The 15,018-nt window shown below is 63.8% G+C and carries 14 protein-coding genes and 1 pseudogene; 2 read left to right on the plus strand and 13 right to left on the minus strand.

Annotation, left to right across the window (positions count from 1 at the left end; translation table 11 throughout):
* Positions 1-51: 51 nt before the first annotated feature.
* The 5 genes from HWX14_RS27885 to HWX14_RS27905 are packed head-to-tail and all read right to left on the minus strand — an operon-like array spanning position 52 to position 3,610.
* A complete protein-coding gene (locus HWX14_RS27885) occupies positions 52-339 on the minus strand; it encodes a DUF1330 domain-containing protein (RefSeq protein ID WP_175885528.1) in 288 nt (95 codons plus the stop codon).
* Positions 336-698: a non-heme iron oxygenase ferredoxin subunit gene (locus tag HWX14_RS27890; RefSeq protein WP_175885529.1), complete on the minus strand. Its 363-nt coding sequence runs from the start codon at positions 696-698 to the stop codon at positions 336-338. The genes HWX14_RS27885 and HWX14_RS27890 overlap by 4 nt, the downstream gene beginning before the upstream one ends.
* Before the next feature lie 9 nt (positions 699-707).
* Positions 708-1,241: an aromatic-ring-hydroxylating dioxygenase subunit beta gene (locus HWX14_RS27895; RefSeq protein ID WP_175885530.1), complete on the minus strand. Its 534-nt coding sequence runs from the start codon at positions 1,239-1,241 to the stop codon at positions 708-710.
* Positions 1,242-2,501 carry a Rieske 2Fe-2S domain-containing protein gene (locus HWX14_RS27900; RefSeq protein WP_175885531.1) on the minus strand — a complete coding sequence of 420 codons (1,260 nt, stop codon included), beginning with the start codon at positions 2,499-2,501 and terminating at the stop codon, positions 1,242-1,244.
* A gap of 11 nt (positions 2,502-2,512) precedes the next feature.
* Positions 2,513-3,610: a 3-deoxy-7-phosphoheptulonate synthase gene (locus HWX14_RS27905; protein WP_175885532.1), complete on the minus strand. Its 1,098-nt coding sequence runs from the start codon at positions 3,608-3,610 to the stop codon at positions 2,513-2,515.
* A gap of 205 nt (positions 3,611-3,815) precedes the next feature.
* Here HWX14_RS27905 and HWX14_RS27910 point away from each other — a divergent pair, with 205 nt between their 5' ends.
* Positions 3,816-4,241 carry a thioesterase family protein gene (locus HWX14_RS27910; RefSeq protein ID WP_244130364.1) on the plus strand — a complete coding sequence of 142 codons (426 nt, stop codon included), beginning with the start codon at positions 3,816-3,818 and terminating at the stop codon, positions 4,239-4,241.
* 37 nt (positions 4,242-4,278) lie between these two features.
* Here HWX14_RS27910 and HWX14_RS27915 read toward each other — a convergent pair whose 3' ends face one another.
* The 6 genes from HWX14_RS27915 to HWX14_RS27940 form a co-directional block, all read right to left on the minus strand.
* Positions 4,279-4,518 (minus strand): LuxR C-terminal-related transcriptional regulator, encoded by a 240-nt coding sequence (locus tag HWX14_RS27915; RefSeq protein WP_244130365.1) that lies wholly within the window; start codon positions 4,516-4,518, stop codon positions 4,279-4,281.
* Between the two features lie 382 nt (positions 4,519-4,900).
* Positions 4,901-5,827 (minus strand): LysR family transcriptional regulator, encoded by a 927-nt coding sequence (locus HWX14_RS27920; protein WP_175885599.1) that lies wholly within the window; start codon positions 5,825-5,827, stop codon positions 4,901-4,903.
* 626 nt (positions 5,828-6,453) lie between these two features.
* Positions 6,454-8,535 carry a bifunctional diguanylate cyclase/phosphodiesterase gene (locus HWX14_RS27925; RefSeq protein WP_175885533.1) on the minus strand — a complete coding sequence of 694 codons (2,082 nt, stop codon included), beginning with the start codon at positions 8,533-8,535 and terminating at the stop codon, positions 6,454-6,456.
* 236 nt (positions 8,536-8,771) lie between these two features.
* Positions 8,772-9,845 (minus strand): porin, encoded by a 1,074-nt coding sequence (locus HWX14_RS27930; protein ID WP_175885534.1) that lies wholly within the window; start codon positions 9,843-9,845, stop codon positions 8,772-8,774.
* Positions 9,846-10,033: 188 nt separating this feature from the next.
* A complete protein-coding gene (locus tag HWX14_RS27935) occupies positions 10,034-11,476 on the minus strand; it encodes an MFS transporter (protein WP_175885535.1) in 1,443 nt (480 codons plus the stop codon).
* Positions 11,477-11,680: 204 nt separating this feature from the next.
* Positions 11,681-12,634, minus strand: coding sequence for a dihydrodipicolinate synthase family protein (locus HWX14_RS27940; protein WP_175885536.1), 954 nt, complete (start codon positions 12,632-12,634; stop codon positions 11,681-11,683).
* Positions 12,635-12,815: 181 nt separating this feature from the next.
* Between HWX14_RS27940 and HWX14_RS27945 the strand changes: the two genes are divergently transcribed.
* Entirely contained in the window at positions 12,816-13,760 is a 945-nt protein-coding gene (locus tag HWX14_RS27945; RefSeq protein ID WP_175885537.1) for a LysR family transcriptional regulator, read from the plus strand.
* A 135-nt stretch (positions 13,761-13,895) separates the two neighbouring features.
* On the opposite strand, the gene HWX14_RS27950 is transcribed toward HWX14_RS27945, so the two are convergent.
* Together HWX14_RS27950 and HWX14_RS27955 are read right to left on the minus strand one after the other, a co-directional pair.
* Complete coding sequence (locus HWX14_RS27950) at positions 13,896-14,699, minus strand: hypothetical protein (RefSeq protein ID WP_175885538.1); 804 nt, start codon at positions 14,697-14,699, stop codon at positions 13,896-13,898.
* 114 nt (positions 14,700-14,813) lie between these two features.
* A pseudogene (locus HWX14_RS27955) lies at positions 14,814-15,018 on the minus strand (hypothetical protein); the annotation flags it as partial.

The following is a 15,018-nucleotide window of genomic DNA, read 5'->3' on the forward strand; positions in this document are numbered from 1 at the left end:
TCTTCTCCCCACTGGGTCTGGCGAGGCCGCGGCCCAGCCGCGGCCCCTGCGTCACAGGCTCGCGAGCGCGACGCTGTGCGTGTCGGCCGCGTCGAGCCGCAACTGCCTCGCACGCTGATATTCGTCGGAGCCGTGCCAGCGGCGCGCCGCATCGAGATCGTCGAACTCCAGCACGACCACACGCCGCGGCGTCCATTCGCCTTCGAGCACGACCACGTCGTCGCTGCGCGCGAGCACGCGGCCGCCATGCGCGGCGATCGTCGGCACACCGAGCTTGCGGTACTCCGCGAAACGCACGTCGTCGTACACGTCGACGTCCACCACCACGTAGGCACTCATGTCCGCTCTCCCGTCGACGCATCCGCCCCGTCATGCGCGACTTCGGCATCGAATCGCACGAACACGCGGCCCGCCTCGATCTTCACCGGGAACGTCTTCACGCAGGCCGTGACCGGCGCGCACAGCGCGGCGCCGGTACGCACGCTGAAGCGCCCCTGATGCAGCGGACATTCGATTTCATCGTCGAGCAGAAAACCGTCGCTCAGACGCGCCTCCCCGTGCGTGCAGCGGTTGTCGGCCGCGAAGATCTCGTCGTCGACCGCGAACAACGCAACGTCGCGCCCGCCGACCACCACGCCCGTCAAACCCTGCTCGCGCACCGCGGCCGTATCGACCGTATAGATCCATTCCGTCGTCACGCTGCCTCCTCAGATCGGGTAGATGATCGAATTGGGAACCATCTCGCTGTCGTACACGCAGATGCGCGACTCAAACCGCAGCCCGTGCGGCGTCCGGCGTATCCGGTCGAGATAGCGGCCGGTGTTGTACACGTCGCTCATCTGCTCGCTCTTGGTGCGCAGCACCGCGTAGTTCGTCTCGGCCTCGATCACCGATTCGTCGAGATACGTGATGAGCGGCGTGCCGATCAGGTGGCGCTGGTAGTACGGGTCATAGAACAGCGTCTCCTTGATGCCGTACACGCGATCTTTCAGCATCCCCTTGCTCTCGAACGCGAGCAGCGCCAGCGGAAAATCGCGTTCGTGATTCTCGCGCGGCAGCAACTGGTACGTGCAGTCCTCTTCGAAGAATTCCGGCCACGCGTCCCAGTCGCCGCGATCCAGCGCGGACGCATAGCGGGCATTCAGATCCACGAGCCCGTAGAAATCGGCGAAGGTCGCAGCAACCGTTCCGGTGTCGCGCGGCGCGAGCCGTGCGCCGGCCCATGCGGATGAAATCGTCATTCATGCCTCCATCACGTGGCGCCAATACTGGTACATGCCGCGCACGAGCGTTTCGCTGACCATATGGTCGGTGCGCTCGTCGACCTCGCGGCCGCCGAGCTCGTTGTACACGTTGCCGTGCTGGATCTGCTCGAAGCTCTGTTGCACGCATTCGATCACTTCGCCGTCGTCCGCCGAAACGAAGCCGGCCGGCCCGAACAGGTTGGCCTGGCGCAGCCGGCGGCGCGTCATGTCCTCGTCGTCCGTTTCGAATCCGAAGTGCGTCCACACGTAATCGAACACGCCGGGGCTGACCGGGCGGATGCGCCGGGTCGACAGCGCATTCACCTGCTGCTGGATGATCACGCTCGGCATCAGCGTCAGCATCACGACCGTCGGCTCGCCCCACCACGGCTCGTGCACGACGTCGAGGAAACGGTCGTCGTTCAGCGTCATGCGCTCCTTGAAGCTCGTCACGTTGTGCGTGACCTCCCCGCCGCCCCCGCCGCTGCGGATCGAGATCATCGCGCCGTGACGGCGATGCGCGTCGGTGACGAGCTGCGCCGGATTGTCCGCGCGCCACAGCCCGAAGTTGACGAACCAGGTATGCAGGAGGCCCGCGTGATACGGGTCCTTGATGTTCTCCACCATCAGCTTCCAGTTGCTCGGCACCCGCTGGCGCGTATAACCGAGCACGGTCAGCTTCGGCCCGTGGAACAGGCGGTCGTAATAGCGCAGGATGTCGGGACCGAGGAAGTCCTCGAACGACTCGACGTCCTGGTCGAACGACGCGAACACCGCGCCGCCGCGCGTCGACACGCGCAGCCGCCGCAACCCGTGATTCTTCGGATCGAAATCCGGCGGCATGCCGCCGTTGATCTTGCCGCTCTGCCGTACGCCGCGACGGAACGGCACACCGACGAGGTTGCCCTTCAGATCGTAGTTCCACTGGTGATACGGGCAGTGGAAATCCTTCGCGTTCCCCGCGCGCTCGCGACAGAACTGCATGCCGCGATGCGCGCACGCGTTCTCGAACACGACCACCTCGCCGTCCTCGGTGCGTGTCATCACGACCGAACGCTCGCCGACTTCGGTGCGCTGAAAATCGCCGGGGGACGGCACTTCCGCGTCGAGGCCGATGTAACACCAGTGTTTCGAATAGAACAACCGCTCCAGTTCGCGCTGGTACAGCGCATCGCTCGTGTAGGCCTCGAACGGTGTCCGGCTCGCGCCGTCCCCCTTCCAGTCGAGCGCGCGTGCGATATCGATGGGTGAGTTCAAGAAAGCTCCTTTCAGTAAGAAACGGCTTGGACGGCGCCGGCCGCCACACCCGGCACCAGAAAGCCGACTCGGGACCGCCGTCGCGACACGATCGCGGCGGCAAACAGCTCGATCAGTGCGACCGTGTCCTCCCAACCGAGGCACGCGTCCGTCACGCTCTGCCCGAAGGTCAGCGCCCGGCCGGGCACGATGTCCTGCCGCCCCTCGACGAGGAACGACTCGATCATCACGCCGGCAATCGCGCGCTGCCCGTCGCGCAATTGCCCTGCCACGTTCTCGCACACGGCGATTTGCGCGCGCGTCTGCTTTCCGCTGTTGCCGTGACTCGCATCGATCACGACGTGCGGCGGCAATCGCGCGTCGCGCAACGCCGCGCAGGCGGCGCTCACGCTGACGTCGTCATAGTTCGGCACGCTCCCGCCACGCAGCACGATGTGCGTATTCGGATTGCCCTGGGTGGACGCGACCTCGAGGCCGCCTGCGTCGTGCGGGCGGAGATAGTGATGCGCCGCCCGCGACGTGTGAATCGCGTCGATCGCGATCTTCACGTTGCCGTCCGTACCGTTCTTGAAGCCGATCGGCGCATCGAGGCCCGATGCGAGCTGCCGGTGAATCTGCGATTCAGTCGTGCGCGCGCCGATCGCGCCCCAGGCCACCAGATCGTCGAGATAAGGCGCCGTGAGCGGGTCGAGAAACTCGGTGGCGACGGGCATGCCGAACGCGTTGACGTCGAGCAGCAGGCGGCGCGCAAGACGCAATCCGTCGTCGACGCGATAGCTTCCGTCGAGTAGCGGATCGTTGATCAACCCCTTCCAGCCGACCGTGGTACGCGGTTTTTCGAAGTACGCGCGCATCACGATCTCGAGCGTATCGGCGTAGCACGCGCGCAGCGGCGCAAGCCGGTGCGCGAATTCCAGCGCGGCAGCCGTGTCATGAATCGAGCACGGCCCGACGATCAGCGCGAGGCGATCGTCCTCACCCGCCAGGATGCGGGCGAGTGCGCGGCGGGCGCCACTCACTACGCGGGCGGTCGCGTCGTCGACGCGCAGTTCGCCACGCAGTTGCGTCGCCCCGGTGACCGTCGTCGCTTTCAGATGAGGCTGTTCCACTTGACTCTCCGCTTTCGACAATACGAAACTCACGGGGTCAATTAAAGCTTTATAGAATTCGATTCGATACTGTCATTTATCTCAGTCGCCTATCGAATTCCCGTAATCTGCTATTTTTTACAGTATCTGAAATAGACGGATTCAATCTATTTTCATCGTGAGGACAAAGCACCATTGCACCTCGCACCCTCACATGGAGATACACATGACGAAAAATTTCTATGAAACGGAAATCACGGTTAAATACCGGGAAACCGATGGCCTCGGACATGTCAGCAGCCCGGTTTATTACGATTACCTTCAGCATGCCTATCTGACGTTCATGCACGACCTGCTGGAGTTGCCGTATTCGGAGAAGTTGCCGCACATCATGGTCAAGACGTCGTGCGAGTATCTGAAGCCGGCCCAGTACGGGGATACGATCACGGTGCGCAGCAGCATCACCCGTTTCGGATCGAAGAGCTTCGAGCTCGAGCACCTGATGATGCGGGACAACGGCACGGCGGGCGACGACGCGATCGTCGCCCGCGCGCAGTCGACGCATGTGATGTTCGACTATGCGAGCAATGCGACGATGCAGGTTCCCGAGGAGTTCAAGGCGCGCGTGCTGGCGTTCCAGGGCGCAATTTGACAGGCGGCTTCCCGGGGCAGGCACCCCGGGGTCCGTCCTATATGAATACGATCAAGCCCATCAACACGGCTTTCACCACCGCATTCGTCTTGTTCGAGGCATCCAGCTTGGCAATGGATCGCGAAATGTGAAAATTGATCGTTCTTTCGGTCAATCCGAGAATCATGCCGATCTCATAGGCAGTCTTCCCTTCGGCTGCCCATTTCAATACTTCACACTCTCTCGCACTCAACGCAACCGCAGTGGGGGGAGTAATGTTCAACGTCAACCGAGTCATTCTAACCTCCAGAGCAATTAACCCAAGCCGGCCGACCCGGTGCGCGCCCTTCCTGCGAAACACGCATCACCCTATTCAGCCCTCGAACGTGCAAACGACAGTACTCGGCGCGAAAGCGCCGGCCTGTTCCTTTATTTATTAACGACGATGATGCGTGCGATTCGGCCATGCGCCGCTCGCGCACCTCGAAATCATTATCGGCAATGGTCGGTCAACAATCGCTGTTTAAAGTGCATTGAACGAAACGATGCAATGCGGATTGATTACACCGGACGCAGCAATCGGACAATGTCGAGCATACCGAGATGCAATCCCATGCGGAAGATGCGTCACGCTCAATGTATTCGTGCAGTTGACGCGTGCGACCGGGACGTTTGCACCGTTATGGTTCCGGTGCGCCGACATCGTACAACGACGACTCCGGAGTCGCGCAGACGCGCCGCAGGCAGCTGCGCAGCCAGCGATGCGCGGGATCGTTGTCGAAGCGCGGGTGCCATATCTGCGAAACCGTCAACGTCTCCGTCAGCACCGGCAGCGGGAAGCTGAACATCCCCCCGCGCGATTTTCCGGTCTGCCGCTCCGGCACATTGGCGATCAGGTCCGAGTCGCGCGCCAGGGACAACGCGGCCGGAAAACTGGACACGATCGCCGCGACGCTTCGCTGCAGCCCCAGCGTCTCGAGCAGGTTGTCGATGGGACCGCTGAGCTGCCCGCGTCGCGACACGCTGATATGGCCGAATGACGCATATCGTTGCGGCGTGACCTCTTCCCGGGCAAGCGGGTGACCTGCGCGAACGACGCCGATGAAGCGATCGCGGAACAGCGCCTGCACACGCAACTCGGGGCCCGTATGGCCCACTACGCCGATTTCCAGATCGACGGCCCCCATGCGCAACGCCTCGACGCTCTTGTCCGGCTTCGGCGCGAAGCGCAGCCGCACGTTCGGCGCGGTTTCCATGATCAGCGCGAGCAGTTCGGCCGCGAACGTATCGACGAAGCCTTCGTTTGCGCGAATGGCGAAGGTGCGCTCAAGGCCGCCGAGATCGGCGTTCTTGCACGGGCACAGGACGGCCTGCGCCCCTTCCACGAGCGCGCGAACCTTGACCCGCAGTTCGAGCGCATGGGGCGTCGGCACCAGATCGCGCCCGGCCCGGACCAGCAGCGGATCGCCCGTCGTGGCCCGCAGGCGGGCCAGGGACCGGCTCAACGCCGACGGGCTGAGACCGAGCGTCTCGGCGGCCCGCGCGACGCTGTTCTCGGATAACAACGCATCTAGAACAATCAGCAGATTGAGGTCAGGAGCATCCATCTTGTTCAGTTCGTGCCGATCGGGAATCCGACCCGGATTGACGATGAACGGGACCCGCGAATTCGACGTGATATCCCGCTCGTGCACGACGACGGACAACTGCGCCGGTCGAACGCCGGCGCGTCGTTCCATCCATCGTTGGAAAACGTAGAGTGAGGCGGCCCGTTTGCGCTATCTATTTCTGTTTCCGGATTGTGCACCGCACGCGGTTCGATCTCAACCGCCTTTCGACGCCGCTCCCTGTCCAGATCGGCCGCGGCACGTCGGTGAAGGCGGGCAGGAACGTGCGCGGATCGCCGCAGGTCGATGCGGGACGCCGCCTTCGGTTGCCGGCTGCGTGCCCGGTGCTTGCGGATCGCGGCTCCCACGGCACAAACAAGGGCGACGACACCTTCGCCCGCATTCGGTACCGTACCGAAATCCGGAACGAGTCGAATTCAACAAGGATTCCGAATGATTTGATCCCGATGAAGTTGCGCAGCCGTAGGCCACGACGACTTCACGTTCCATGAAGGAATGCTTCGTCTGCGACGGCTGGACGGCGAAGCCGTGCGGGCCGGGGGCGCTCAATGGCGCTCGAGCAGTGAGCCTGCGTGCACCGCCGCCACGCCGGATACGGAAAACACTCAGACGGTGTTGATCCCGTTGCCGTGCGCGGCCATTCCAACGAAGTGATCCGCCGGCATCGGCCGCCCAAGCAGAAAACCCTGCAGCGAATTGCAGCCGAGTTTGGTCAGGAACTGCTGCTGCGCGGTCGTTTCCACGCCCTCCGCGACGATCTTCAGGTCCAGTGCCCGGCCGAGCGCGACGATCGCGGAAATGATCGCGGCATCTTCGGTATCGTGTTCGAGATCGCGGATGAACCCCCGGTCGATCTTCAGCTCGCTGGCCGGCAAGCGCTTGAGATACAGCAGGCTCGAATAACCCGTTCCAAAATCGTCGATCGAAATGCGCACGCCCATGTCGTGAAGCTGCTGCAGGATTCTCAAGCTGGCGTCGGCATCGCGCATCGCGGTCGATTCGGTGATCTCCAGCGTCAGGCAGTGCGGCTCCAGCGCGTGCCGCTGCAACGTGGCCTCCACGACCCGGATCAGGCTCGCGTGGCCGAATTGCAGCGGCGACAGGTTGACGGCCATCGTCCAGTCGGTTCGGCCTGCATCGCACCACACGCGCATCTGCCGGCACGCCTCGTCCAGGACCCACTCGCCGATCGGCACGATCAATCCGGTCTTTTCCGCAATCGAGATGAACTGATCCGGCGAAATGAGGCCGCGCGTCGGGTGCATCCACCGCAAGAGCGCCTCGACGCCGATGATCGGTCCATGGGGGACGTCGAACTTCGGCTGATAATGCAGGACCAGCTCACGCCGCTCCAGCGCGAGACGCAGTTCCTGCACGATTTTCAGGTGCTCGCGGACATTCGCGTTCATCGATACCTCGAAGAAGCAGTACGCGTTCCGGCCGAGTGCCTTCGCGTGATACATCGCTGCATCGGCGTTGGTCATCAGGTCCCGGAAATCGCTGCCGTTGCCGGGATAGAGCGCGATACCGATACTGGCCGACACGCGCAATTCGTGCTCGGCCACGCGAAACGGTTTCCGGATCACCTCCAATACCTTGTCCGCCACGTCGGCCGCGTCCGCGGGCTCGTCCACCGCCACGACCAGCACGAACTCGTCGCCACCCAGCCGCGCCATCGTGTCCTGCGCACGCAGGTTCGCGCCGATGCGTCGCGCGACGTCGACCAGCAACAGATCGCCGACATGATGACCATAGGCGTCGTTGACCGCCTTGAATCCATCGAGATCCATGAACATCAGCGCGAAACTCCCGTGCTCGCGGTCGGTGCTCTGGATCGCCTGGTCGATCCGGTCTTCGAGCAGCACGCGATTGGGCAGCTTGGTGAGGTTGTCGTGCAGCGCCAGATACGTCAATTCCTGATTGGCTTCGGCCAGCGACGTGGCCAGTACCGCCGTACGGGCCTCCAGACGCAGATCGAGGATCGAGACGATCAACGCGATCGCAAGGATGGCCAACGTGGCCACGATGATGACGAGTGCCAGCCAGCCGGCGTCCATGCGCGAGCCGGCCGCACCGCAGATGCTGCCCAGCGTGAAGCGGGCGGCGGCCATCCCGGTATAGTGCATGCCGGCGATGGCGGCGCCCATCAGGGCGGCCGATCCCAGATTGAGCAGGCGCACGCGAGACGAGTTGGCGCGCCGGATGAATACGATCCACAGCACGGCGCCCGATGCGACCACGGCAATCGCGACCGACAGGCAAACGAGCAACGGGTCGTACTGGATGCCGGGCGACATGCGCATCGAGGCCATGCCCGTGTAATGCATTCCCGCCACGCCGGCCCCCATCAACATCGCCCCGCCGCATAGCCGGCGCCACTTCAGCGTGTCGCGACAGACGAGCCACAGTGCGCCCGTGGAGCAGACGATCGCGATCAGCAACGACAGCAAGGTAATGGCCGGATCGTATCCCAGTGGAATCGGCAACGCGAAGGCGAGCATGCCGACGAAATGCATCGACCAGATGCCCGTGCCCATCACGCAAGCCCCGCCGACCAGCCACCAATGTGCGGCGCGCCCCTGAGCGCTCTTGATGCGCCCGGCCATGTCCAGCACGGTGTAGGACGCCAAGATGGCAATCAGCAGCGAAAGAAGAACGAGCAACGCGTTATAACTGGTCGGCAGCATTGTGGTTTACAGATCGCTTTCGATTCGGCGACGACGAGACCACGCGTTGCATGGGGTCTTCGTGAATTCGTGTGAAGGTTGGGCACAAAAGGAAAGCGGTGCCGAAGGAACGGAATGGTTGTGCGACCAACCAGACGATTCCAGCGACCACCGCTTGCATGGCGGATCATAAACGCGACCTTCCGTTCAGGGAAGGATTTAGCGCTGCGCGGCGTGGGAGCGGACGCGGGCGGGAATCAGAACGTGTGGCGAAGGCCCACCGCAAATGTGTTGCCGGTGGGGTGAGCGCTCAGCTTGTCGTAAGCGTAAATCGCGTAGATGTCCGTCCGTTTCGACAGAAGGTGGTTGTAGCCGATGGACGCGGTGTTCCGCAGGCTGCCGGCCGCCGGGGTAGCGCCGGACCGCTTCGTGCGCGCCCACTCCGCCAACAGGAAGTCGGCCGGTGACAACGGGATCGACAAACCGGCTTCGTAGGTGTGGCTGCCGGTCGGCGTACGCGCGTCGCTCGTCATCGCCCACGCGCCGTAGAGCGTGACGAACTTGAAGTCGTATGCCGCGCCGGCCAGATAGGCGTACTGCGCGCCGACCGGCCCTGCCGCGGTATACCGCACGCGCTGGCCGGACAACACGGCCGTGAGGCCATGCCCTTGATAGTTCAAGTGAACGCCGAGATTACCGACGCCCGGCGAACCCGCCACGCCGCCAAGACCATAGATGACGGTGGCGCCGAACCCGTTGAAGTCCGGCGTCGTGTACTTGACGGTGTTGTTCCACACCGTGTCGCCGATGATCGTCCCGCCATAGTTGGTCACGAACGTCTGCAGGACGAGCGGAGAGAAGACGGTCGAGGATCCGAACGGATTGACGAGGGATTCGGCCGTATAGGCCGGGTTTCTTTGTCGCCCGAAGGTCAACTGGCCGAAGTCGCCCTGAAAGCCCACGTACGCATTGCGCGACCAGAACGGGTCCGCCGTACTGCGCCCCAGCGCGCCGTTCGCGGGTTGAAAGAAGCTTTCGAGAACGAAAATGGCGCCGACGCCGCCGCCGAGGTCTTCCTTGCCGCGGATTCCCCAGAACGATGTGGTCAGCCCGCCGCTCCCCATCTGCACCGCGGCCTGCGGCGTGTCGCTGCGTTTGATGCTGCCGACGTAGGTGCCGATGAGGCCATAAAGCTGGACCTGGGAGCCGCTATCCGCGCGCGCTCCGACGGAAGTCGATGCCAGACCGGCGCCGAATATCGCCGTCATGCCGAGCGTACCGACGACGCGCCGGGCGGCAACGCGCAGCACGACCTGTCGTGTCTTTTTCATTTCGGTTGTCTCCATTCATATTGTTGTGAGCGTCTTTTTCCGTGGCGATCCACTCAGCAGTACTGATGGATTACGCTGTAACGGCGGCGCTTGTTGCAAGCATGTCGCTGAAGCCACTGGCGTGACCAGCGAGGAAACGCCTTCCCTCGAGGCTTCTCAGGGGAAGGCGCCGTCAGGCATGCGAGTGACTACGGGGAAATCTCTTCGAGCGAACGATTGGTCGTCTCCACCATTCGCGCGGCGACGAAGAAGCCCACCGCACTGACCACCGCGAACATGACGAATACCGCGGCGATGCCTTTCCCGGTCAATACGACGCCGACGATCGCCGGCGCGGCAGCAGACGCCGCGCGCAGCCACGAAGTCGCGAGACCGGTGCCGATGGCGCGCATCCGGGTGGGGTAGATCTCAGGGGTGTACAGGTACAGAAGGACGGTGGTCGTTGCCATCACCGCGTACGCCGACGATCCGAGCAACATCACGGACCAGGCGCTGCCTGCGCCATGAATGCCGAGTACGGCGAGCAGGGCCGCGCTGACGATGAAGCAGGCCATTGCCCACCGGCGGCGCCCGACCCGATCGATCAGCAGCGCACAGGCAAGCACCCCGCACGTACTCAGGACGTTCGAAATGGACGCCATCTGAAGCGACGTCTGCAGCGGCAGATGGTAGACCGTCTTGTAGAGGCTCGGCAGCCAGTTGTTGATGCCATTGGCCACGAAATAAGCGCTCGCCCAAAGCAGCCACACGACGACGGTGCGGCCTCGATAGAACGGCGAGAAGAGTTCCTTCCACGTTCCCTTCCGCTTCGACTGTCGTCCGACCAGAAGGCCCGCCACGCGCGCGTCCACCTCGGCCCTTTGGGTCTGCGTATCGAGGTTGCGTTTCGTCGTGCTGGCTTCCAGCCGCTCGATGATGCGTTCGGCCTTGTCGAAACGCCCGCGTGAAACGAGCCAGCGCGGCGATTCCGGAAGACGTGCGATCAGGATCGCGACGACCATGCCGGGAATCCCGCCGATCAGGAACATATATTCCCAGCCGAAGCGCGGGACGACGAACGCTCCGAGTTGCGCGGCCGCGAGCAGGCCCAACGGGAAAATGAGTTCGTACAGGATGAAGAAACGTCCGCGGCCGTGCGCCTGAGACAGCTCGTTGATGTACGTGGCGGCCACGGGCACTTCTCCGCCCACGCCGATGCCTTGCAGGAAACGCATCAGAAACAGCATGTGAAAGCTGCCGGTGAACGCGCATACGATGCTCATCGCCGACATGACACCCACCGCGACGGTCGCGCTCGGCACCCGCCCCACACGCTCGGCCAGCCAGCCGAAGACCAATGCGCCGACGACCTGGCCCAGATAGCCGGCAGCGATCAGCACGCCGATCTGACCGGGAGAAAGATGCCACAGCCCCACCAGGACGGGCAGCACGAAAGCCAGCGAAAGTGCGTCGAATGCATCGAAGAGGGTCGCGCTGCCCATGACGATCCGTGCCCGGGTGTGCCACTTGCAGAACGGCACGTTCTCGATGCGGAACAGCAGGTTCGCCGCCCGCAGTTGCTCGCTCATGGGACGCGTTTCGCTCGCGGATCGACCAAGGTCGACGCCGCAGGCGGTCGAAGGGGTGTTCATGCTGTCTCCTGAAAAGCTGCATTTTATGGACCTTCGGCTTGCTTCTTGTTTTGTAGCACCGGTCGCGTTTTTTTATGGTTTGCCGCGACATCGGCGCGTTTTTTATCGTTTGCCGAGCCTGTCGGCGGCGGCGCGCCCAACGAGGTTCCGCGCGCCGCCCCGACTGCTCGATGCCGACGGCAAGCGGGCGGCGCTGCGCCGTCGTCATCCGGCTATGGACGTACCGCGCCGGAGTCGGTCGACGAGGCCGGCCGAACGAAGCGCGTTCGCGATTTCAACGTCCGCGCCCTCGGCGAGCGGCAGCAATGGCGAGCGCACCGTGGCGTGCTCGAGGATGCCGCGCGCCACCAGACCGTGCTTGAGCGCGACGGTGCCTTCCATGTGCGACCCGCGGTGATACACGTTGCGCGTCACCGGCAGCAGGCGATCGTGAATCGCGCGGGCGGCCGGGTAGTCTTTCGCCTTGCCTGCCTTGATCAGTTCGATGAGCGGCTCGGGAGCCAGGCCGCCGTAGCCGACGAGCGCGCCGTCGACGTCGAACATCGTATGGAGCAGATACTCGTCGTGGCAGGTCAGGATTTGCAGTTCCGGACGCTCGCGTCGGATGATCGGAATCTCGACGTCCCAGCGACGCATGTTGCGCACGCCGTTTTTCATCGCGAAGACGCCCGGTTGCGCCGCGATTTCCAGCTGTGTTTCGAGGTTGTAGGTCGCCTTGGTGGCGTCCGGGTACTGGAACAGGATGAGCGGCAGGCCGCTGCCCTCGTGGATCGCGCGGTAGCGATCCTGCGGCGCGCCTTTCTGATAGCCGAAGCGCAGCCAGCCGTGCGACGGATACACCAGACCGGCCGACGCGCCGGCCTCGACTGCGCGCTTCGCCTCTTCCACCGCCACTTCCGTGCCTTCGAGCGTGATGCCGGCGATGACCGGAAGCTTGCCGTCGACGGACTTCACGAAGCTTTCGATGACTCGAGCCTGTTCTTTCTGCGAGAGGAACGTGCCTTCGCCTGCGTGCCCGAGAACCGTCAGACCTTTGACGCCTTCGATGCCGCCCAGCCACGCGCCCAGCCGTTGAATTGCCGCATGGTCGACCGCGCCGTCGCGGGTGAAAGGGGTAACGGGTGCCGGGACCAGACCGCGCAGATCGATTGCCTTCATGACGTCTCCAAATGTGAGCTTTTCCGCTCCTCTTTGCCGGAGGAGAGCCCGCTGCCCGCTTCGCATCGAGCCGGAACAACGGTGCATGCGTTGCAGTGTAGGGACGCCCGACCCATGCGAGAACGGCCAAATTGCACATTTCAGCTATACTGATTCGACATATCTACGGGGAGGCTTCGCGGTGGACTATGCGGCCTGGAAGCTATTCATCGACGCGGCGGAACTCGGGAGCCTGAGCAAGACGGCCGTTGCTTACGGGACCAGCCAGCCTCACATCAGCCGGCAGATCGTCGAGCTCGAGCAGTATTGCGGCGGCCGTCTGTTTCAACGGACAGGGCGCGGCGTGGTATTGACCGAGCTGGGCGCGCGTATCGCGCCGCGCGTGAGGACGTGGCTGGCCAGCACGGAGCAGTTGTCCAACGACATCCGCAGCACGGCGGGCGAGCCGATCGGCGTGGTCAGGCTCGGAATCCTGCCCTCCACCGCTCATCCCCTCGTCAGCACCCTTTACCACCAGCTTCGCGAGCGTTACCCGCTGGTGCAGTTACAGGTGCGCGAGGGTCAAGGGGCGTTGCTGGAAACCTGGCTGGAGAACGGCAGCGTCGATCTCGCGATCCTGTTTCGAAATAGTCCGACGCCGAGAAACGGCGACGAATATCTGGTCGAGGCCGCGACTTACCTGGTGGGGGCGGAAGGCGATCCTCTGACCAGTCAGCCGACGATCGCGTTTTCCAGGCTCGATGGGATTCCGCTGGTCTCTTTCTGCCGCCCCAATAGCTGGCGCGAGCGGCTCGAACAAATCGCGGGCGAACATCAGGTGTCGCTGAATTTCGCGGCGGAAGCCGATTCCCTGAGCCTGCAGGGGCACATCGTCGCCGACGGCGGCATCCATGCGTTGCTGGGCCCTTACGCGATCGCCAATCTGGAACGGGAATGCCGGTTGCAGGCGGCGATGGTGGTCGATCCGTCCGTGCCGCGCTTCATTGCGCTCGCCATGTCGCCTCACGGCGAACTGACGCTGGCATGCCGCACGGTCATGCAACTCACGAAGGAAATCGCACGGTCGCGCAATCTCTCGTCGGATCTTCGGTTGGGCGTGTCCGCCGCGTTCCTGCGTTCCATCTGAAGGGCTGGGGTACGATGTGTTCGCAGTCCTGATCGAGCGGGATGTCGATGTCCGCCACCGCGTCGTGTTGTCGGGCGAACGGCGCGGCGGGATGGCGCAACTGCTCCGTCCGCCGCGCGCATCTCGCGTCGATCCCTAGTACGACTTGCCGCCTACCGTCGCTGCTTCCAGTTCGCGCGTGATGATCTGCGTGCCGCCGACGTTGGCGACCGACTTGACCAGGCCGACGCCCGGCGCGAGCCAGTCGTCCGCGCTCGTCTTGGTCGTCACCGCCTGGTTGGCGGCGGTCTCCGTGGTCTGATAGTGGCAGGCGTTCGCAAAGACCTTGCCGTTCCTGAGGCTGACCGTTTCGCGCGCGACGTAGGTCCGCTGGATCGACACGGACGTTTGCGCGCCGCCTGACGGAACGACGGGCGTATCCACGTAGTTCACCGTCTCGCTTCCCGCGAGTCCGATCGTCTCGACATAGGGCGGCGAGTTCACGTCGCGCAACACGAGCGTGCCGCCGCTGTAAACCTCGCTGCCGTAGTTCGTGCGCACGCCGTTGCCGACGAGGTAGTAGTCATTGGTCTGGATCGGCGAACCGGACGTGGTTTCGGCCTGCTGCGTGAGCGCCACGCCGTTGAACGTCGCCGGCGCGTAAGTCCGCGTGTACACGCCGTTGTCGACCGACGGGCTCTGCGACGTCGCTTGCGTATACGTGTGCAACTGCACGGTATCGCCCTGCTGGTAAACCGGATCGCACTCGACGTTCGACGCGGTCGGCGAGCCCGGATTGCCGCCGGATGTGCCGGTGGTCGGCGTTCCACCGCTGCCGCCGCTGCCGCCGTTGTTGCTCGTGCCCGATCCGCCGGACGCCGCGGGCGAGGAATTGTCGTCGCCGCCGCCGCAGGCGGTCAGCGCGAGGCAGGTCAATGCGATCAGTGCAACGGCTTTCATCGGGATCACCTTCTGAATGATGAACAGGACGAACGCAGCCAGTACGCGCGAATCACGCCGCACGCACCGACCATCACGAATCGGGAATCAGGAATCCGCACTCGGCCGGCGACGTCAGTTCACCTGCAGTTGGCCACCGCGGCCCAGCCCGCCCTTCACGTCCTGCGCCTTGTAGCTGCGCAGCGCGACGACCATCTTGTTGTACGCATCGATGAACGCGACGACCGTCGCCTTGCCTTCCGGCGTCGACGAGAAGCCGGCCAGCGCGCCGCCCACGCCGCCGCCGAAGCCGCCCAGCGCCGCGCCGTAGTTGGTCGCC

Source organism: Burkholderia sp. BCC0044 (assembly GCF_902832955.1).
GTDB lineage: Bacteria > Pseudomonadota > Gammaproteobacteria > Burkholderiales > Burkholderiaceae > Burkholderia.

Coding starts and splice junctions, on each gene's coding strand:
- HWX14_RS27885 (WP_175885528.1), bottom strand. CDS start 339: ATGAGTGCCTACGTGGTGGTGGACGTCGACGTGTACGACGACGTGCGT.
- HWX14_RS27895 (WP_175885530.1), bottom strand. CDS start 1,241: ATGACGATTTCATCCGCATGGGCCGGCGCACGGCTCGCGCCGCGCGAC.
- HWX14_RS27910 (WP_244130364.1), top strand. CDS start 3,816: ATGACGAAAAATTTCTATGAAACGGAAATCACGGTTAAATACCGGGAA.
- HWX14_RS27915 (WP_244130365.1), bottom strand. CDS start 4,518: ATGACTCGGTTGACGTTGAACATTACTCCCCCCACTGCGGTTGCGTTG.
- HWX14_RS27920 (WP_175885599.1), bottom strand. CDS start 5,827: ATGGATGCTCCTGACCTCAATCTGCTGATTGTTCTAGATGCGTTGTTA.
- HWX14_RS27925 (WP_175885533.1), bottom strand. CDS start 8,535: ATGCTGCCGACCAGTTATAACGCGTTGCTCGTTCTTCTTTCGCTGCTG.
- HWX14_RS27930 (WP_175885534.1), bottom strand. CDS start 9,845: ATGAAAAAGACACGACAGGTCGTGCTGCGCGTTGCCGCCCGGCGCGTC.
- HWX14_RS27935 (WP_175885535.1), bottom strand. CDS start 11,476: ATGAACACCCCTTCGACCGCCTGCGGCGTCGACCTTGGTCGATCCGCG.
- HWX14_RS27940 (WP_175885536.1), bottom strand. CDS start 12,634: ATGAAGGCAATCGATCTGCGCGGTCTGGTCCCGGCACCCGTTACCCCT.
- HWX14_RS27950 (WP_175885538.1), bottom strand. CDS start 14,699: ATGAAAGCCGTTGCACTGATCGCATTGACCTGCCTCGCGCTGACCGCC.